This is a genomic window from Nitrosomonas communis (assembly GCF_001007935.1).
GTDB classification, from domain to species: Bacteria; Pseudomonadota; Gammaproteobacteria; order Burkholderiales; family Nitrosomonadaceae; genus Nitrosomonas; species Nitrosomonas communis.
On sequence record NZ_CP011451.1, the window covers coordinates 11,361 to 30,530 of the forward strand.

Here is a 19,170-nt window from a genome sequence, read left to right on the forward strand (position 1 = left end):
AGATTGTTCCTCTAATTCTTCCATCTTTTCAGTGTCAGTTTTTGTTTGAGGAGCAAATGATTCAGCAGAGCAGGCTTAGTTCTCTCTGCGGCCGCTTTATTTTCTATTTCAGCGCCAGGAGAAGATTTCTCTTGCTTTGGTTCACTACAAGCGGCAAGAGCCAAAGATACGAAGGCAACAACATATATACTTCATTTCCTTCTCCTTTATAACATAATAAAAGCTTAAGAAAGTGATTTAGCTTCCGATTATCACAGCTATCACACATTTCATCTGCATTCATATATATTCAACTTTTTAAACTTAATAATAACTCTAAATTCGTAAAGCTTACTACCAGTGATAATGTATCGAAAAAAAAGAAAGGGTTAAATACGTACAAATACGTATAAATATTTTCTTATTATGGTATTGATTGATAGACGAAAGCTGTTTTTTTGTCGTAGACTGTAGCTTATCCAAGATACAAATAATTTTTAAATATACTGTGATTGATGATTGACTCATTTACAGGGCTAAGCTTTCAAACACTGCTCAATGCAGTATCAGATGCTATATTGTTAATCGATGACTCGGATCGCATTGTGCTAACAAATGTGGCCGCGCAACAACTATTCGGTTATGTAGATCATGAACTTTGCGGTCTCGCGATCGAAGAACTCATATCTCCTCACTATCGGGATCTTTATCAGTACTACCGAGAAGTTTATCTCGGCAAGCCATGGGAACGCGACATAGGAAATGATAGAACACTGGTTGTCTTAACTCATGACAAACAGGAGCTGAAGGTAAATATTGGCCTGAATCCCCTGACAGCCCACGATCAACTTTATATTTTGATCACGCTGAATATCAGTGATCGACGTCGTCAGGCAGAAGTCGCACTGAAAGTTAGTGAAGAACGGTTGTGGCTAGCCAAACAAGCAGCAGCATTGGGTGTTCTTGATATCGATTTCGAAAACAACGTCATACACATTGATAAACGGATGCGCGAGCTCTGGGGTTGCGCAACTGGGGAAATCATGACTTATGATAAGTTTATCCGTGCGATTCATCCCAAAGATTATGCCACTCACCAAGCCGCTTTTGAGAAAGCCATGGATCCTGCTGGTGATGGCCACTACCTTGCAGAATTTCGTGTTATTAATGCTGCTGATGGATTTGAGCGTTGGATCACCATAACTGGGCAAGTGCACTTTGAAATAAGACGTGCAAATCGCCTTGTCGGCATGGCTCGCGATATCACTAAACGCAAAACACTCGAGAAAGAACTTCAAATGCAGCGTGCTGAATCAGAAGTACTTTTTAAGCAGCAAGTAGCGATTCATACGGCTTCTGCCATTGCCCATGAGCTAAATCAACCGCTTACTGCAATCTCTGCATACAGTGAGGTCACATTGCGTGCAATGGAAAGTGAGGCTTTCAATATCGACGAAGTAAGACAGATGCTTGAAAACTGTGTCAAACAATCTCAGCATGCTGGTTGCAGACTGCACGAACTGGTTGCCTTTCTGCAAAAAGGAGAATTGGTTACTGAAAAACTCAGTCTGAATGAAGTGGTAACGGATGCTTTAAAAATTGCTCACAGCGAGGGCTATAACGATTTTCATCACGTATTACATTTGGAATCTAATCTCCCTGCAGTGCTTGCCAATCGTCTTCATATACAAAAAACCCTGGTAAATCTATTGATAAATGCTGTGGAATCAATGCGCGCAGCGAATATCTCATCTCCTGCAATTACGATTGCCATCAGCATATTGAACGAAAAAAACTTAGCCATGGTCTCAGTACTTAATATTGGCCCTGGTATTGATCAAGAAATAGTCCGGTATATTTTTGATCCTTTCTTCACAACAAAACCAACCGGGATCGGCATGGGATTGTCGATCAGTCGCGCCCTCATTGAGGCTAATGGCGGTCAACTCTGGCTTGATCCTGATACCAAGGAGGGTGCCAAATTTAACTTCACACTACCTTTTGCATCATGATCTCTCAACACTTCATTGTTTTTATCGTGGATGATGAGCCAGCAGTAAGAGATTCTTTGGCTCTTCTACTCAAGCAGGAAGGAATCTTTGTGCAAACTTTTGAAAATGCTGAAACCTTTCTTAATGCTTATCAACCTGGTCACAAAGGTTGTATTATTCTTGATGTACGCATGCCCGGAATAGGTGGCTTGCAGCTTCAGGAAAAACTCTTAAATTATAAAAACATAATGCCCATTATATTTCTTACTGGGCATGGTGATATTCCTATGAGTGTCAGAGCAATCAAAGCGGGTGCAATCGATTTTCTCACCAAACCCATTACCCGCGTAAAACTTCTTGCCTCCGTTCAATCAGCTTTTCTGGAAAGTGAAAAGCTAATAGAAGCGAATAAACATAACCAGGATGCGCTATCACGCTTGGCAAGTCTCACGAAACGTGAGCATGAAGTTATGATGATTGCTATTCAGGGATACCACAACAAGGAGATTGCATCTCGTCTCGGTATCAGCTTTCGCACGGTAGAAATTCACCGATCCAATATCATGCACAAGACAGGCGCAATCAATTTGCTTGATCTTGCACGTATTGCCTATGAAAGTGGATTAAACACCTCAACATAATGCTGTGCTTTGCCAGCGTTAACTCAACGTCACCGCTACAGTAAGCAGCAAAAGATATATACGTATTTATACGGATAGCCTCTCGCATCGATTCTTGATACGGTAACCAAAATAAGATTTGCAATAGGAGTTGGCTATGCAAGAAACACAGGTTGAAATGACTGTTTTTGAGGCCATTCTAGCTAGGCGTTGTGTTCGTAATTACACTGAGCGAGTAGTTGACTTGGGCGCTATACACATCTTGCTAGAAGCCGCCATACATGGTCCTACAGCATTACATGAGGAACCATGGACATTTGCCATTATTCGCGATAAAGAGCTATTAAAAGATATTTCAGATTATGCCAAACCTCTGTTTGCTGGAGAACTTCAAATAGCAGGACGCGCCCCTGGTTCCTTTACTGAACCTGATTTCAATATTTTCTACGATGCGAGTACGCTGATTCTGATTTGCTCGAAACAAACCGGGTCTTGTGTAGCTGCGGATTGCTGGCTGGCAGCCGAGAATCTGATGCTGGCAGCATGTGCCATGAAATTGGGGAGCTGTGTAATCGGTGCTGCATTGACAGCTTTAAATACACCAGATATCAAGGTTAAATTAAATATCCCGGAAAATTTTCTATTATTGTCCCGATTATTCTTGGTTACCCAAATGGGGAGACACCCCCTACTCGGAGAAAGAAACCTGTCATTATCACACTAACCAGTTAGCTGCTTGGTATCAAGTAAACTAAACAAGTTCTTCCATTTCCAAATCAAAAATGACTTTGTCAGCTTCCACCTTGCCGTATGATTGATAACTGTCTGCGGCTCGCCTTCGCGTCATTTTTGATTTGGAAATGGAATAAGACTCTATACATAATCTTGGAAAATAGCTTCCCGTCAGTTAAAAAACAGAGATAAGCTGCTTATCAATCCTATCCACAAAACATAAACTAATCGAATTCTAAATGGTGTCTTTAGCAAAATTTCTCAGGTGGCCTTATCTACAACATTTAATATGCATCCTAACAATGTACTCCCTGGCAACATAATCTGGCGGCTTTGTTTTATCGGGTTACTTGCTGCGGCAGTGGATGCAGGTTCTTTCCTATTGCTAATGCATAGTGAGGCTGGTCTTTCATTAGCGCATATCACAAGCTTTCTCATAGCTGCTTCGATAAATTACTCATTCTTTTCGAAATGCTTGCCTCAATCAATTGACCCAAACTCCCTGCGATGGCAGCTATTCAGTCGCTACTCGATAGTCAGTATCCTGGTTTTGCTGATGCGCGGCGGCTTATTAACCTTGCTTCTTAACGTCTGGCATATACCACTCACACTGGCCATTTTTCTGATTATCGTTATAACCGCTGCGATGAGTTATATGGGGCTCGTATTTTATATATTTCCGCTTCTGCAGCAGCTGCCTTCTCCAGCTATAGGCTGGCGTGAGGCCACGATTGGGATTATCGTGTTTGCTATCCTGCTGCGCTTGATCTATTTAGTTCAAGCTCAGCTAATTCCAGACGAAGCATACTACTGGGTATATGCTCAGCATATGGACCTGAGCTTCTTTGATCACCCACCCATGGTTGCATGGCTGATCTGGCTTGGTACCTCAATCTTTGGTGATAATGAGTTAGGGGTCCGCATCAGTGCATTCATTTGCAGTCTGATAACAATGGGTTATCTATATGCATTAGCATGCAACCTTTACGACAAACAGACGGGGTTGCGCACGCTGTTGTTACTGGCCATCTTACCCTTTAGCTTTGCAACCGGCATGTTGATGACAGCAGATGCACCCTTGATCGCAGCCTGGGCTGCCACACTCTATTACATGGAACGTGCGCTAATAGCCGGTCGCAGTTCTGCCTGGCTGGGTATGGGAATCACATTCGGCCTCGGTCTTCTCTCAAAATATACCATTGGCTTATTGGTATGGCAGCTTTATTGTTTGTTATCCTGGATCCCATCGCGCGTCGCTGGATGCCGACGTGCTCATCCCTATCTTGCTGCCCTACTTGCCTTATTATTATTTACCCCGGTCCTTATCTGGAATGCCGAACATAACTGGGCTTCATTCCTGTTTCAAGGGCGACGACTAGAAGGAGCGGGTGATGATCAATTCTCAGTACATCTTCTGTTTCTTAATATTTTAGTGCTACTCACACCAGCTGGATTCCTTGCTGCAGTATGGGCGCTCATAACAGGTGGTAATCAAGATAGCGATCAATCTGCACAAAGACGTCGCTTGTTTTTGCGGGTTTTCACTGGAACGCCATTTGCGGTATTTTTGTTCTTAGTATGTTCGATTCAATGCGTTTTCACTGGACTGCTCCGCTATGGTTAGCGGTATTGCCAACGATAGCATGGATGATGGGACAGACCCATCATTTAGGCAATATCGCAAGCCGTCTGCAGGCAGCATGGAACCCGACTATCGCAATTTCCATGATTGCCTATGCATTGATACTACACTATGTCGTACTGGGATTTCCAGGTATCCCCTATCCGGAGTTCATGAAACGCTATTTCTGGCGTGAAACAACTATTGAAGTTGAAAAAGTCGTTCAGAATATACAGCAACAAACTGGACAAAAACCGCTTGTCGTAGGCATGAGCAAATGGCCGATTGCGAGCTCACTGTCTTTCTACAATCGAAAAGAACCTATGGATATTCGCTCACGTAATATGTTTGGTGATAGCGGCGCTATGTATCAATTCTGGTATCCATCGGAACCGCCAACCATGCGGCCGATCATACTGGTTGGTATAGAGAAAAACCATCTTGAGCAGGGCCGCTGGGGTAACGATATTACTTATATGCTTGATCAACCTGGCCCCATACAGAGCCAGTTAATCATGCGTGAGAATAAACCGTTGCGGTGGGTATATTATAGAATTGCCCGAGGATATCGGGGTAATTGATGATAGCAGATTAACCTAGCGGCAGCTCTCAAGTTCGATTGTTCCTGTTTCTTTTTGCCAGCTGATGGCAATAGCGGTAATGACAAGTAGTAAAGTAGGAATTTTGCTATAAAGAATAAAGGTGTCCGTTAGGCCTGATAAGAAAACAAAACTGACCAGGGTTACTCCCAAGATAGGAAGTTGGTAAGCTCGTAGCGTTTGAAACCAGCTTTTTAGAAGAAAGGCTAACGCGAAAATGCCAAGCACTCCGACATGCATGCCAATTTCAATCCAATCATTGTGATAGTTAGTTGTTTTATGATATTCAGGTAGATTCTTATAACGACCATCTTTATAAGTGGTTATCGTATCTTCGAAATAACTGCCTGCTTTTCCTGTACCATACCCAGTTAATGGTTTTTGCATAATACCGTGCAAACCTATATCCCAGATGGCAAGACGATATCCAAGGCTCGTGCCATATTTTCCTTGCTGGTATAACTCTACACCGTCAAGGATTTGAATCAGCCTTCCCTGAAAGCTGGCGCTATTGAATGCAAATATAAGGACCACAGTCATTAATGACAATGCAATGCCAGCCAATATTCTGATGTTTGTTTTATAGAATAGAAGAATTAATAAACCCGTCGACACCAGGGTTGCCAGGAGAGGCCCACGTGCATCTTGATTGAATTGAAGAAACAACAAGAAGCCGCCAAAAAACCAGAGTGCTGACTTTAATTTTTTATCGCTATTTATGCTTGCCAGGTAGATCGCCAGCATGACTCCAATCCCGAGCATTAATGAAAAATTTAAATAGCTAATATTGAGAGGAGGGATTCCTTGTACTCCAACAATTGCCCATTGATAAAACCCCATCAGTAAAACACCGAAATAACCAGTGAGCAATCCCCCGATTGCCCAAGGCAAGCGCTCTTTATTCAACAAAGATAAAAAAGGAATAAAGATCAAGAAGGCAAAATATCTTCTCCACTTTATATATCCAAACTCAGGATAATCACCCCAGAGTGTTCCGAGTGCAACCACACCAGATAAAATGAGTATTGCCATTACGAAAGGATCTTTGATCATTCCTCTCAACCGGTTAAAACCACCATCCAAAATCCAGAGTACAGTCAAAACGATACCGGCAGGCAGGCTCAGCCACTTGCTCCACAAAGCAATACCCAAAAAAAGTAACATGGCTTTTGTCAATATGTTGTGCCATGCATAAGAAGTCTGTATCAGATTGGCTGAACTGACTAGTTTATTTTGCATCAGTAATTTTTATACTTAATCTTGAGATGATCTGCGAAATACACCCAATGTCGCTGTTAAGAATGATTTTTTTGAGAAGTCATGTTCATCTCTAGATTGATTCCAAGGATCAGATCGCATGCTTCTCGCACAGCACCATGTCCAGCCGGACGGATGCAAACATAATGAACTCGCTGCATAATTTCTGGGACAGCATCTGCTGGGCAGATAGCCGCGCCTACCCTGCTTATGCAGTCTAAATCACAAAGATCGTCTCCCATATAGGCGATATCTTGTAAAGACATCCGCCAGAGCTTAGCCTTACTCTGGAGCACTTCAAATTTATTTTTTATTCCTGGATAGTATTCATCAATATTCAGTTTCTTCATTCTCGCGGCAACAGCAGGGCTAGCTTCGGAGCTCATGACACAGACCTTGATGCCGTTTTCACGCAGCAATTGCAAACCATGTGCATCGCGGGTATTAAACTTCTTGAATACCTCACCATCCGATCCATAATACATACCGCCATCAGTTAGTGTGCCGTCCACATCAAGGATGAATGCTTTAATCTGTGAAGCACCGAGGGTGGATTTTAATTTTTGCCTTAGCAGAAGTTGCTCCACCACCACCCAGTCGACTTCATCATCAATCTCAATCGCAGTTTCAGCAGTCATCTCATGAATACCGATGCGCCCGCCCAAACGGCTGGCCGTTTCTTTCAGCAGTTTTGCTCGTGTAAAGTAAAAAGCCCCATTTTCCATGAGACATCCTTCAAAATCTTGCCGTCTTGGGCGATTAGCCGGATCATAGTTAATAGGTATTGCTGATTGGGTCCAGAAAAAACGTTTCGATGACACGGCAGTTAGCAGAGAATCCAGATTGTCAGTAATAAATTTATGCTTAGCCATACGGAAATCATCTGCACGGGTAAGCGGTGAAGTAGCCTGGATCAGACTAACCACATCAAATGATATTTTCTGGTGAAACTCGAGCATAGCGCTTTCGGTACTCGCTGTGTCTGTGCACGTTTCAGCCGAACGATCCAGCACTTTAACAGCAGAAGGAAATTCTTCCAGTACTCTCTTTCGGATTCTTGGTGAATCGGTAGCAACGTAAATCTCATCAAAACACTGTGAAGTAAGCGCTTGTTCCAGACTCCAGGCGAATAGAGGCCGACCTGCGATGGAGCGAATATTCTTATCAGGAATCGATTTCGAATTCGCACGCAGAGGCATAAAAGCAACCCAGTGCATCAGTTGAAATGAACTCCTTGCAAACGTTTGAGCTTATTACGCTGCGGTAACTCAATTTCCAGTATAGGGGTATCTTTAAATGTCAAAGCGTTAGATACAGCACGCACATCGCGTACCAGCTTGCGTAACCCATCTGGCTCCAATGAGGCGGCATGATCAGTCCCCTTCCAAGTCCGATCCAGAGTAAAATGCCGTTCAATCCAGGATGCGCCCAATGCCACGGCTGCAGAATCAATGGCTATTCCGAGATGATGCCCAGAAAACCCAATTTCCTTAACGCGAGAACCAAACCGTTCCTCTATAGTTCGTAACTCCAGCAAGCAAACCTGCTCAAAAGGAACGGGATAACCTGAGGTACAAGCATATAACACAACCCGATGAGCGGCATCATGTGCTTCCATCAAATTCACAATCTGTTCTAGCTCAGGAGGGGTTGTCATTCCTGCGGAAATATGAATATCACCGCTATAGTTACGAGCAAGGAATTCCAGCATAGTTAAATTGAGATTGCACGCTGAAGGTATCTTAATGAATTCTGGATTGAGATCTGCAATTTCCTCTGCAGAAGTAAGATCCCAGACTGAAGTTGAATAACCGATATCATGCTCTTTGCAACACTCTTTTAACTGTTGATGTTGCTCAACATTAAATTCCAGAAATTCACGGTGTGCTCCATAAGTTTCCCCATAGCTATTCTGTGGATTGGGGTGAGGTGCATGGTACTCCTCGGGCGTAAGCAGCTCCTTATTCGATCGTTTCTGGAACTTGACGAAATTGCATTGAGCAAAGCTCGCGGCGACTTTTATCATCTCACGTGCAATCTCAATGTCACCTTTATGATTACAGCCTATTTCAGCAACAACTCTGGGTGTTTTCATAGATATCAATCAGTAAAGTAAGAAACTTATGCGCTGATCCTGAATACATGCTTAGCATATGGCGCAACTTTAATCTTGTCAAAGCGCTTTAATAAATCACCAAAACGCGCAATTTTCTGTTCAATTTCTTCTACTGAAATTCCAGGAAAACGGTGATTATGATAGGCCAGCCGATTGGGACCTGGGCGACGCATATAGAGATTCGTTAAACCAGCTTTTAGCTTGGTAAATAGCCACCCTTGAAGATAGACTCCGAGTGGTTTGGCCGGTGGTTGTCCTTTACTGTAACCACTGGCTTCCAAAACATCTACTATCCGCTCACAAGCTAATGGCCCTTTTTGTGCCGCCAGGAAATAATCGATGAGATCCTGGCGTTCCTGACCATCAGCTGCCCCTATTTCACCCTTAAGAATCTGAGACAAAATCTCTGCCAATTCCTCAAAATTAAAGCATTGATAACTCAGTTTAGTAGGCAGGCCTTGAAAGTCATAGTCGTAATATTTGTTAAGCGTTGCCAGGTAAGAGATCGCAGGAACATCGAGCATATAAGCCTCCAGCCCGGTCGTGCAGCCATTGTGTACCATCGCTTTTGCAGCGAGTAACCAAGGAATGACATTGCCTTGATTGGTTATGACTACTCGCGAGCATTTCGCAGCAATTTGATGATAAATTTGATAACTTTCACTGGGATGAGGTCGAACAATGATAGTTAACTCAGGAAATGCCTGCTCGAGCATTGGAATAAGTTGTTTGAAATCCTCCAGAACTGAAAGTTTATGCGCTCGCAGACCTTCAGCAAACTCCTTGCTCATGCCAATACCAGACTGCCCCAAACGTGCTGGCTGCGAAGGAGCTTTTGTTGGCAGAAATAAGCCCACGCTGGGAATATAGGGGTTTACATCACTAAAATTGGTGTTAATAAGAATGAAATCTCCATAAAGACTACGCAGCTTTTCAACGTCTGGGGCAAAGTAAGGACGGATTTCTGACCGCAGCATATCACCACGCGGATTTCCGGTAATATGGATGGGCATATTCTCAGGCAGTACAGGATATTGTCGAAGCAGATCAACATTTTCCTGACCCCAGGCAAATACATGCGACACATTTTTAATGGTCTTAGGAGACAAGCGAAGGGAAAAATACGTCTCTGAAGGTGGATGAACCAGCGCCTCTTCTTCCCATGCCACAATCTCATGACCTAGTTGGCGCAATATCTTAAACATTGAACTACTCAGGCCACGCATACTTTTCGCTAAATAAATTCCCCGAGGAACGGAGGCTACCTGGAAATGAGCATACGCTCTGGAACCCATGATGACTGGAAAACCACGCTCAGCTGCAATACAGGATAAAAGAATTTTCGCATCTAACTCACGAACTTGGCTTTCAACAGGAATAATTAGCGGTGAAGCTCGAGTTTTCATATGATATAGCACCTAACTTACAACCATTAAACAGGAATTAAACTAAACCGCTCTGGCGTCACAGGTGATATGGCTTTTTCATTTGCCAATATACTCCATCGATCGGAAAAAGCATTAAAAATATGCGAATTGCTGGAAATAGCAATAATTTCATGATTTAACCAGAATGAAGGCTTCGTCCAATTAAAACTACCAAAAATGGACCACTTCTGATCACCGGCTTCAACTAGTATGAACTTAAGATGCATGGGTAAATTATCACAATTTCGCTTGAATCGAATTCCCGCTGAGAGCAATCGCTGCTCTACGCTCGGAGTAACACGTCTAAGCGTTTGTTCTGCAATGATTTCCACTATTGCTCCTCGCTTAGTCAGGCCTACGATCACATCAACAGCCCGCTTTGTTCTGATATGAGATGCTGCAATACGAATACGCGCATTTTTGCCTATGTCATTCAAGAATTGTATGACGGGATGGGGACGCATGCTGGGTAAAAAATAAATAGTAGTATCCGTACCTTTGATGGCGTTATTTGCATTTGCAGAGAATCGATAAAATAGTCCTGATGATTTTTGGTGTAACTGTCGGGCATGCTTTACCAGTTGCTCAATGAGCAGCGGATCATAGCAACCAATCAACATATTATGACCCTGATCCTGATCACCAATCTCTCGGATAATATCCGATCTTTTTTCTAGTCGGTTTCCTGATGGATTAAAAGAGCCGATGAAGGCGACGGGTTTCGGGTGCGAAAAGCAGTACAGCTTTTCATGTAACTGAGGTCTCCATGCTCTTCTTGGCGGGGAAGGTATCCCGGTAAGCGTGACAGTACGAAGCTTATCACCTAGACCTTCTGGCGCTGAAAGCATGGCAATCACCTCATCATTAGCATCGGAAACACGTGGCTTGCCTGCCAGACAAACAGTCACTTTGACGCCTCGATTTTGAGCCTGGATGAGCGCTCTGGCAAGTTCTAAATCACGAAAATAATAAGCAACCCAATCGATAGAACCCCCTGCTGGCACAGCAGCGATCTGCTGTGCCAGCAGATCGCGCAGATAACCTGGCGACCGGTCAGGCCCACCAAAATAAACCTCGTAAGCTGATTTCATTTGCATAATGAATTTACCTCCAAGGGAGCATATTTAGCTTCGATTGTGCGTCTCAAATTAAATGCCAACAATTTGCCAAGCTGCTCATTGCCAACAGGCCCACCCCTCGTTCATTGGATGATATCTAAATCGGGCGCTTTATTCGCCTCGATTAAGCAAAAGGGCCGGTGTCGAGTATAGCAACCTCCCAGCCGATTACCACCTGATCAGAGAAAAGACAGCCATGAGCATCCTGCACAAAGCGGATAAATTCAGGCCAGCATGGAAGCCTGCGATGCAGGATGGGCACATTGGTTTCTGGATGTCGGTCGTACCATCCATCTGCAACTGTTAACCAGGCTCCGCGAATGCCTCTGCCCAGTTCACCTGTCTGAATATCGACATTCGCAGTAATGCCGCTGGCATGGTAATTGTCGACGACAGTTTTGCTGCTTCGCGCCATACGAAAGACCGCATCGGTCACCTCGTAGTGATCTGACTCATTACGACAGCTCATAACACGAATAGTGGCCAACGTGTCATCGGCAAGATTTGTGATTTCCCTGTGGTTTATGAACAGTGACTGCACAAGATAAGTCTTATGCTCTGAAGCTGTTCGCAAGTACTTAATTAATTGTTCTCCCGCCGCGACCATCCCATCGCCGCCTCGGTATTGCCGCCCCGAACCTAGATAATCCCAGCGCGAAGTACCTCCTCCACCCTGTCCGGCTAACGGTTTGATGAAAAGATCCATTTCGGGCAGTTTTTCATCCTGCCAATCTATTTTTCTGATTTGTCCTTTCTTAAAATTCCAAAAGATAGGTGTGGTTGCAATACCCTTATCATTACAGCGAACCTTAAGGCATGCTTTATTCTTGATACACGCTGTAGTATGCTCAACGGGAATGGGGAGACCACCATTATATTTACGTAACTTATAGATACCTGCTTTTATTTCGAAGCGATTAAGATATTCACCTGTGTGTTCTCTCTTATCCTCATCTTGCAGTTCAAAAATGTAGTACCAGGGTGATAGGATTGCATATCGGGTAGCAAGCCTTATTTGCTCGTAAATTTGCCTGATTATTCCCGTACCTGTTCGGTTTTTGATAAAGGGTCCATTAAGTGTGATGAAGACTATTGTCAGCAAGAGGATCATGAATGGCACCAATAGGAGCGCTGCATACATTATCAGGCGGTCAACCCTCCTGTTTTCATTCCAGACTTCACGTTGGTAGTACTGATGGGTGAAAGTAGCCGTCGTACCACCATCGAATAGTCTGGTAAGATCAAGAATGTACTGCTCAAATCACGCGTGATCCTGTCTATACCTAAATCCAATTTTTCCATTGCAGTTATCTCTTTATTTCTCATCTAATAAACGTATGATGATTTGAGCTAATTTACTACACTTCCTTATTCCTGATCTAGAGAACACAGGCTCTTTCTTTAATTCATCCCGTTTTTTGCATTACAAATTATGCAAAATGATTATTCTATGTACTTACCTCATAAATAGACAGAACTTTCCTTCAACGCTATAAAAATAATGAGTATTTGATAGTTTATAAAATATGGATAGTTATCTTATAAAGATAAATAAGCGCCTAAATACGCAATACATTCTTTACACGGGGAACGTTTTTGATGCCAATCTGTTTGATTGGAAAAGTGAATGCTTGAATTGTAAAAATCTCGTGAGAATTTTTCGTCATCACCTCAAGATGCTGATTTGCTGATGCTCTCCTAAGCGCGGCATAAAATTCGCTCATGATCAAGCTATATAGATTGCATAATAGAGCGTATTTACTTTCTCAGCTATCTCCTCAACTATGAGGACACGTTTTTTTCTCTGTTTTCACCGTATAAATAAACAACTAAATTACAAATTATCTTAAAACCACACATAAGTGAATACGTATAAATACGTAGGTATAAGCTTTATATTAGTAGAAAAAGTAGATTTATTCACGGGAATTAAAAATTTTTTATTTTCCTGGCTGCGTTTTATAGCATAAATAGAAATTAGCTATGATAAAACAATATCAGAGTAATCAATGATCAACAAGAAGCCTGAAGTGGTACCCAAAAACTGTACAGGTTGTTAAGCTCTGGCAGAATTAAAAAGGAGCTTAATAACAATGAGTAAAAAGCGCATACAATATTCGAGCGAATTCAAAGCAAAACTAGCGCTGGCAGCGATACGTGGTGATGAAACTGTCCCCCAATTAGCAGCGCGTTATAATGTACATCCCACGCAGATCAATAGCTGGAAACGGCAACTCATTGAGCAAGCTGCCGAGCTGTTTTGTAAAAATAATACTGCCGCCAATAAGGAGCAGCCTACAACAGATGACCTGCACCGGGTTATTGGTCAATTGGCGGTAGAACGCGATTTTTTAGCAAGAAAGCTCAATCATTAAGTCTTGTAGAACGCAAAGAGATGATTGAGCCCCATGGCAAACTTAGTCAAACTCGTCAATGTCAGCTGCTGGATCTGGCGCGCTCAACTTATTATTATCAACCGCAACCAATCAGTAATGCTGATCTGGTTCTGCTGCGCATGATGGATGAACAGTACTTAAAGACGCCACAATATGGCTCACGCAGTTATGCTACCTGGTTTCAACGCCAGGGAATCATGTTAGGGCGCAAGAAAGCCTCTTCCTTAATGAAGACACTCGGTATTGTCAGCATAGCTCCAAAACCCAGGACCAGCATCTCAAGCAAACAGCATAAGGTCTATCCTTATCTGCTTAGAGAACTTGTCATTAATAAACCCAATCAGGTTTGGGCTGCCGACATAACCTATGTCCCCATGGAGAAAGGCTTTGGCTATCTGGTTGCCATCATCGACTGGCATTCGCGTAAGGTGTTGAGCTGGCGCTTGTCCAATACCTTGGATACTGACTTTTGTACTCAGGCGCTGGAGGCAGCCATCCAGGATTATGGCTGTCCACAGATCATGAATACCGACCAGGGCGTACAGTTTACCAGCGAAGCATTTACCTCCATACTAAAAGATCATCATATTCAGATCAGCATGGATGGCAAGGGGTGCTACTATGACAACATTTTTGTTGAACGACTTTGGCGGACAGTTAAGTATGAGCTTTTATATACCAGAGAATTCAATAATCTGAAGGAGATAAAGCAGAATTTATCCACATGGTTTGAATGGTACAATCAAGAACGATTTCATCAAAGCCTTGACCGTCTTACGCCTGATGAAATCTACTATAGTGATCCAAGAATTGATCGGGTTGCCTGAACCTGTTTAACTATACATATCAGAGCTGAACTTTCTTTCAGGTTGTCCAGTTACAGGGAACCACATCAGCCTTGATGAATGAGCTTGTTTACCTTCCTTTCTTTTGGTTGGTAATATTGAAAATTACTTCGAAAGTAATCTGACTGAACAGTTTTGTATCGTCTTTTCTTTAAACGATAATTCTTTTATTTCCACTCTAAATGCACGGCCCCATAATGCCAGTGCGGCGCGTAATAGAAGTGGAATGCCGGGCATCATCCAAATTTCTGTAATACGCCTGTCTACCCGCCACCAACCACGAAGCATAACACTGATTAATGCACTTAAGCATAAGGGTTGACTATACATCTGCAAGCATAGCAATGTAGGAGATATAGCCGGTATAAGCCAATGTACATAACCCCCTTCATGGAATACATTCTCAATTGCATCGAGGACCGACGGAGGAAAATCTTCTAGTGAACAATCTCCCGAGAGCAAGAGTATACTCTGTCGTGCTTTAGGGTAGCGTGAAAGGTATATAGCTCGATTACGCTTTATGAGTTTCTGGAAGGCTCGTCCACGACCAAAAGAACCGCCCACTTTATGGTAAATTTGAGCGCCGGGATGTACGCCAAGGCGCCAACCGCGAAGAGCAAGCCGGCGGCCAAGATCAATATCTTCATAATAGCCTCGCCCAAATACAGGATCGAAACCACCCATTTCCTGAAAAATATCGCGACGAATCATAATGGCATGCCCTCGCAAGTAATATGTCGCAATATAGCCGCCCTCTCTCAGCAAATATTGATCCAAGTTATATTTGGCATAACTGTTACCGGCAGGAATAATGGCTGCTAACTTTGCATCAGCCGCTAATGTCGCACATAACAATGGCAGAAAATCATGGCTTATTTCAGTATCTGAATTAAGAATCAATATATAGAAAGCATCAGATCGATTAACTGCTTCATTTACTGATAGACCAAAGCCCTGATTCTTTTTTGCATGATAGACATCCACGCAATCGTACGGCAGATTATCTAGCATCTGCCGTGTCTCACCAGCGGAAGCATCATCCTGAATTAATATACGTCTAATGGAATTGCCAAGATAGGTCACGACAGAATCGACGCAGCGCCGTGTCAAATCTGGTGCATTGTATACAGGAATCACGACATCAATTGATTTGTCGGAATAGGCCATTGATCTACTCATGATAACTTACTCGAATTGGAAGAAACCAGACAATGCATACCTCCTCCATTTTTGTGCTCGGGCTCTCCATTCACTCTGAAAGACCGCACCGGGGACCGCTAGTTCTTCCAACTTATCTAATTCTAAGATCAGATCGAGATCCCTCCAAATTATTATTATTCTTTATCTTTCCGTACCGAACGTATTTGTGCTTGCGTCTCCAGCAAACTTACATAACGCGGCAATACATTGACATTATGACCATCGATCATTTCCTTGATAAAGCGCTGTCGATGCTCCTCGACATAGAAAGAGCTGCAACCATGAGAAAGAAATTTATTTATTTTTTGATAGACGTCATCACGACACCGCAGTTCTGTTTCCGGTATAAACTCAGCGACTGCAGAACGGCCCACATGCAGGTAATCGGCTGCCAATACCGGTTTTTTTGCCTTGATCGCTTCAAACACTACCGAAGTTGCAAGATCGATAATGACATCCGCCCAGTTCATCAAGTGAACCGAATGAATGGCGTCTCCAGCGATGCGCACATTTGGCAAGTAGCGCAGGGAAGCATCTTTGGTTAAAGATTGTTTCCAGCCGCCACGAGTATGAGGTTTGATCACCAATACAATTTCTGGAAAAGTAGCAATCATTCTAATCACCTCGCTGACTTCCTCCCAGAAAATGGTGAAATCATCCTTTCTCAAGAACATCGCTATTTTGAGCTGATGGCTGGAGCCTGTCAGCGGTGCAGGAGGTAATAATTTTTTCAATCTAGCGAGCCATTCATCGCAATAGCGCGGTGAACCTAGTATTTCTAATAAATGATCAGCTATAAAGGGGGAGAAACGTTTGGCACATAATTCATTCGGCACAACTAGCTTGTCAAATATTCGCCCAGCAGAATATAGCGTATTCGGCTGAAGATCCCATTCTCCACGTCGTATCAATTGATTAGCGTGTGGACTATCTCCGTGAGGAAGCGATACTGCCCCTAAGCCCATGGTATGGGCCATGGAGACAACTGTTTCCACCCACTCCAAAGATACCGGCGAATTTTTGGTAATCCAGTCAAATACCACCACCCCCTTATCCAGATTTACAAAACTATATCTTAGCAGTTGATGAGCAGCGCTTCTCCAAGCGTGTCCTCGTTGTTCATCATCAAAAATTCTACACAAGGCAACAGCAAAGGGTCCTATAAACGAGCGTCTTAAACTATGGCTCAATAACAGCGTTTGCATTCGCCATACAGCATATACAAGTGCTGGCAACAGTTCTCGTATATGAGCAACACGCACAGCCGCCAGACTGGCTAAATACTGAATGCGATAATCATCCCGAAATTTCGGATGGCCTATCAGAATGACGTCACAAGTATGACCCGATTCAATCCATTTGGAAATGACCGGGGTAATATGATCAATATCATTGTAATGGCGAAGAAAGAAAAGCGCTTTCATTCAATATTTACTAAAATATTCATTCAAAATGGTGAAATTAGATTAACCCTGGCAAAGCTGAGCGAAACCTTAATTTTTGTATCCTGCCCAACTAAGGAACTAGGGTTTAATGAATTATGGTAGCAAATGGCTTCTTCAATAAACCCAACGCTAACATGTTACTACATGGCACTGGAATTGAAGTCAAAACTAATTTATCTGGACAAAAAGGTGGCAATGTGATGATATTACCTGGCTTGCAGCTTGTTTATACTTATATATAAATCAATGATTTGTTATGGCAAGTAAGGAACATATTTTCCCTAGTCGAAGAAACTGAAATTGTGAGGATGCCGACAATTAGGCCGGGAACCGATTTATCAATGCCTGAGGTACGGAGCAAAGTCATCGAAATATTGGAAGCGAGAGGAGTTATCTACTTGCCCCGAAGTGGATTCGAGTTATCTGAGCGAGAGCAAGAATTGATCTCGAACACATCGAATATATTGATACGAGTGCTCGATGTCGAGGACGGCCGGCCAACAATCATTTTCGATCCAGCGCATGATCGCATCAAGAAATATCATTACGTACACGTAAAAGGAAAATGATGCGAGCCCAAGTCAAAGATACAGCGCATCCTGACCTTGAGGTAATCATGTCACATGGAATCTCCAACTGGATCAAGCTGGATCGCTCTTATCGATTTGGTACTGCATGGCGCGAAAGGAGACAGCACAATCTCGACCAAACATTCTATCTGCCGGCAAATGCGATAAATGATCCATCATGCTCTCCATTATACATCTTAGAAAGATAAACCGACGAAGCTTTGGTTTAAGGATAAGCAGACCCCGTTGGGTATACCAATCATTTTGATGAACGGCAATTAAAAATACCTTATCACAAGGGGGGGCGATACCGAATTCCGAGATTGAATTTAACAGGATAGACTACAAAAACTAAAAATTTAATTTGATGCGTTTACGTTTATTAAACTATGGAATCAAGTAGACATCATATACTCCGCCAGCATATCGACAGTATAATTTGAACCACTTCTCGCAAGTATCTCTGAAACTTCTTCGATACTTATCCCTCTTTTTATTAAAAGTTTTTTTGAGAAAAGGAAAGTTAAATTCCGTAAGGAGAGGCTTCCATAAGCAGGTAGTCGCATCTATCCAATTCTTTGGTCTGTCATGATAGTGGATTTGATTTAAGATACTCTCCAAGCTATAAAGAGCTGATAGTCTCAAACGGCGTCCAAATGATTGAGAAAAGCCAACTTCATATTTTTTTATTATCGCCATCTTAAATTCTAACACTTCAACTTCGCTAAAAAACCGGGTGAATTCCTGTGAATTTATTACAGTCTTTTTGCAATAGAGGAAGTACGATTGTAGATGGGGATGAAAATGTAAAGAATCTGTCATTCCTATAATATCAGCACTATTATTTTCCAATCTCGCGATTATATTTTTAATACTGAAATGGCCCTAGAACGCTATCATTTGCTAGAAGTAGTGCACGATGTAAATGATATTGAGGATACTCCTGCAACCCTACTTTCCAACCATAAAAATCATAACCCCTGTTCTCGCGTATAATTATTCTTATATAAAGTTTCGAGAATTCCTTTAGTTCTGTATCCAAGATCATCTCGCTTGAGCTGATGAAAATGATATCAAATCCTGCTAGCTTAAGCTCGCTAAGATAATAATATACATTCTTCCGAATGACGCTCTTTTCGTCAAAACTGCAGAATAAACATATTGGTCTAGCATAAGTTGGCGATAAATGCCCTGGTTTTGAGTATCGCACTTTTGGTTTTTCTTCTCTTCTGCTGTTTATGAATACGCTAGCCGA

20 protein-coding genes are annotated in these 19,170 nt (G+C 42.6%); 9 read left to right on the forward strand and 11 right to left on the reverse strand.

Annotated elements, in window-relative coordinates; genetic code table 11:
- The first annotated feature begins 494 nt into the window (after positions 1–494).
- The 5 genes from AAW31_RS00080 (at position 495) to AAW31_RS22405 (ending at position 5,524) form a co-directional block, all read left to right on the forward strand.
- Positions 495–1,991 carry a PAS domain-containing sensor histidine kinase gene (locus AAW31_RS00080; RefSeq protein ID WP_046848685.1) on the forward strand — a complete coding sequence of 499 codons (1,497 nt, stop codon included), beginning with the start codon at positions 495–497 and terminating at the stop codon, positions 1,989–1,991.
- On the forward strand, positions 1,988–2,611 hold the full coding sequence (locus AAW31_RS00085; protein ID WP_046848686.1) for a response regulator transcription factor: 624 nt from the start codon (positions 1,988–1,990) through the stop codon (positions 2,609–2,611). The genes AAW31_RS00080 and AAW31_RS00085 overlap by 4 nt, the downstream gene beginning before the upstream one ends.
- A 136-nt stretch (positions 2,612–2,747) precedes the next feature.
- Positions 2,748–3,314, forward strand: coding sequence for a nitroreductase family protein (locus AAW31_RS00090; protein ID WP_200899671.1), 567 nt, complete (start codon positions 2,748–2,750; stop codon positions 3,312–3,314).
- Positions 3,315–3,611: 297 nt separating this feature from the next.
- A complete protein-coding gene (locus AAW31_RS00095) occupies positions 3,612–4,946 on the forward strand; it encodes a glycosyltransferase family 39 protein (protein WP_052751956.1) in 1,335 nt (444 codons plus the stop codon).
- The gene (locus AAW31_RS22405) at positions 4,913–5,524 is read left to right on the forward strand and encodes a hypothetical protein (RefSeq protein WP_235264429.1); all 612 of its coding nucleotides are present in this window, start codon (positions 4,913–4,915) and stop codon (positions 5,522–5,524) included. Before AAW31_RS00095 ends, AAW31_RS22405 begins: the two co-directional genes overlap by 34 nt.
- 15 nt (positions 5,525–5,539) lie before the next feature.
- Here the strand turns inward: AAW31_RS22405 and AAW31_RS00100 are convergent, their stop codons facing one another.
- From AAW31_RS00100 to AAW31_RS21000, 7 genes are all read right to left on the reverse strand, one after another.
- The gene (locus AAW31_RS00100) at positions 5,540–6,781 is read right to left on the reverse strand and encodes an O-antigen ligase family protein (RefSeq protein ID WP_046848687.1); all 1,242 of its coding nucleotides are present in this window, start codon (positions 6,779–6,781) and stop codon (positions 5,540–5,542) included.
- A 56-nt stretch (positions 6,782–6,837) separates the two neighbouring features.
- On the reverse strand, positions 6,838–8,016 hold the full coding sequence (locus AAW31_RS00105) for an N-acylneuraminate cytidylyltransferase (protein ID WP_046848688.1): 1,179 nt from the start codon (positions 8,014–8,016) through the stop codon (positions 6,838–6,840).
- Positions 8,016–8,894 carry an N-acetylneuraminate synthase family protein gene (locus AAW31_RS00110; RefSeq protein ID WP_046848689.1) on the reverse strand — a complete coding sequence of 293 codons (879 nt, stop codon included), beginning with the start codon at positions 8,892–8,894 and terminating at the stop codon, positions 8,016–8,018. Before AAW31_RS00110 ends, AAW31_RS00105 begins: the two co-directional genes overlap by 1 nt.
- Before the next feature lie 26 nt (positions 8,895–8,920).
- Positions 8,921–10,321 carry a surface carbohydrate biosynthesis protein gene (locus tag AAW31_RS00115; RefSeq protein ID WP_046848690.1) on the reverse strand — a complete coding sequence of 467 codons (1,401 nt, stop codon included), beginning with the start codon at positions 10,319–10,321 and terminating at the stop codon, positions 8,921–8,923.
- A gap of 26 nt (positions 10,322–10,347) precedes the next feature.
- Complete coding sequence (locus tag AAW31_RS00120) at positions 10,348–11,439, reverse strand: phospholipase D-like domain-containing protein (protein WP_046848691.1); 1,092 nt, start codon at positions 11,437–11,439, stop codon at positions 10,348–10,350.
- A gap of 145 nt (positions 11,440–11,584) precedes the next feature.
- Positions 11,585–12,571 carry a sugar-transfer associated ATP-grasp domain-containing protein gene (locus AAW31_RS00125; protein ID WP_235264428.1) on the reverse strand — a complete coding sequence of 329 codons (987 nt, stop codon included), beginning with the start codon at positions 12,569–12,571 and terminating at the stop codon, positions 11,585–11,587.
- A gap of 32 nt (positions 12,572–12,603) precedes the next feature.
- A complete protein-coding gene (locus tag AAW31_RS21000) occupies positions 12,604–12,762 on the reverse strand; it encodes a hypothetical protein (protein ID WP_158441291.1) in 159 nt (52 codons plus the stop codon).
- A 791-nt stretch (positions 12,763–13,553) separates the two neighbouring features.
- Between AAW31_RS21000 and AAW31_RS23285 the strand changes: the two genes are divergently transcribed.
- Both AAW31_RS23285 and AAW31_RS00135 read left to right on the forward strand, forming a co-directional pair.
- Positions 13,554–13,835 carry an IS3 family transposase gene (locus AAW31_RS23285; protein WP_036503716.1) on the forward strand — a complete coding sequence of 94 codons (282 nt, stop codon included), beginning with the start codon at positions 13,554–13,556 and terminating at the stop codon, positions 13,833–13,835.
- A gap of 20 nt (positions 13,836–13,855) precedes the next feature.
- Positions 13,856–14,683, forward strand: a complete 828-nt coding sequence (locus AAW31_RS00135) for an IS3 family transposase (protein WP_046848692.1) — start codon at positions 13,856–13,858, stop codon at positions 14,681–14,683.
- A 123-nt stretch (positions 14,684–14,806) separates the two neighbouring features.
- Here AAW31_RS00135 and AAW31_RS00140 read toward each other — a convergent pair whose 3' ends face one another.
- Positions 14,807–15,880, reverse strand: a complete 1,074-nt coding sequence (locus AAW31_RS00140) for a glycosyltransferase family 2 protein (protein WP_046848693.1) — start codon at positions 15,878–15,880, stop codon at positions 14,807–14,809.
- A 155-nt stretch (positions 15,881–16,035) separates the two neighbouring features.
- The gene (locus AAW31_RS00145) at positions 16,036–17,325 is read right to left on the reverse strand and encodes a hypothetical protein (protein ID WP_046848694.1); all 1,290 of its coding nucleotides are present in this window, start codon (positions 17,323–17,325) and stop codon (positions 16,036–16,038) included.
- A gap of 116 nt (positions 17,326–17,441) precedes the next feature.
- On the opposite strand from AAW31_RS00145, the gene AAW31_RS21005 reads away from it, so the two are divergent.
- On the forward strand, positions 17,442–17,588 hold the full coding sequence (locus AAW31_RS21005; protein WP_158441293.1) for a hypothetical protein: 147 nt from the start codon (positions 17,442–17,444) through the stop codon (positions 17,586–17,588).
- 99 nt (positions 17,589–17,687) lie between these two features.
- Complete coding sequence (locus tag AAW31_RS22410) at positions 17,688–17,915, forward strand: hypothetical protein (RefSeq protein WP_046848695.1); 228 nt, start codon at positions 17,688–17,690, stop codon at positions 17,913–17,915.
- A 387-nt stretch (positions 17,916–18,302) separates the two neighbouring features.
- On the opposite strand, the gene AAW31_RS23290 is transcribed toward AAW31_RS22410, so the two are convergent.
- Together AAW31_RS23290 and AAW31_RS23295 are read right to left on the reverse strand one after the other, a co-directional pair.
- Positions 18,303–18,737 (reverse strand): rhamnan synthesis F family protein, encoded by a 435-nt coding sequence (locus AAW31_RS23290; protein WP_052751958.1) that lies wholly within the window; start codon positions 18,735–18,737, stop codon positions 18,303–18,305.
- Positions 18,738–18,783: 46 nt separating this feature from the next.
- The gene (locus AAW31_RS23295; RefSeq protein WP_052751959.1) at positions 18,784–18,963 is read right to left on the reverse strand and encodes a rhamnan synthesis F family protein; all 180 of its coding nucleotides are present in this window, start codon (positions 18,961–18,963) and stop codon (positions 18,784–18,786) included.
- Positions 18,964–19,170: the final 207 nt, after the last annotated feature.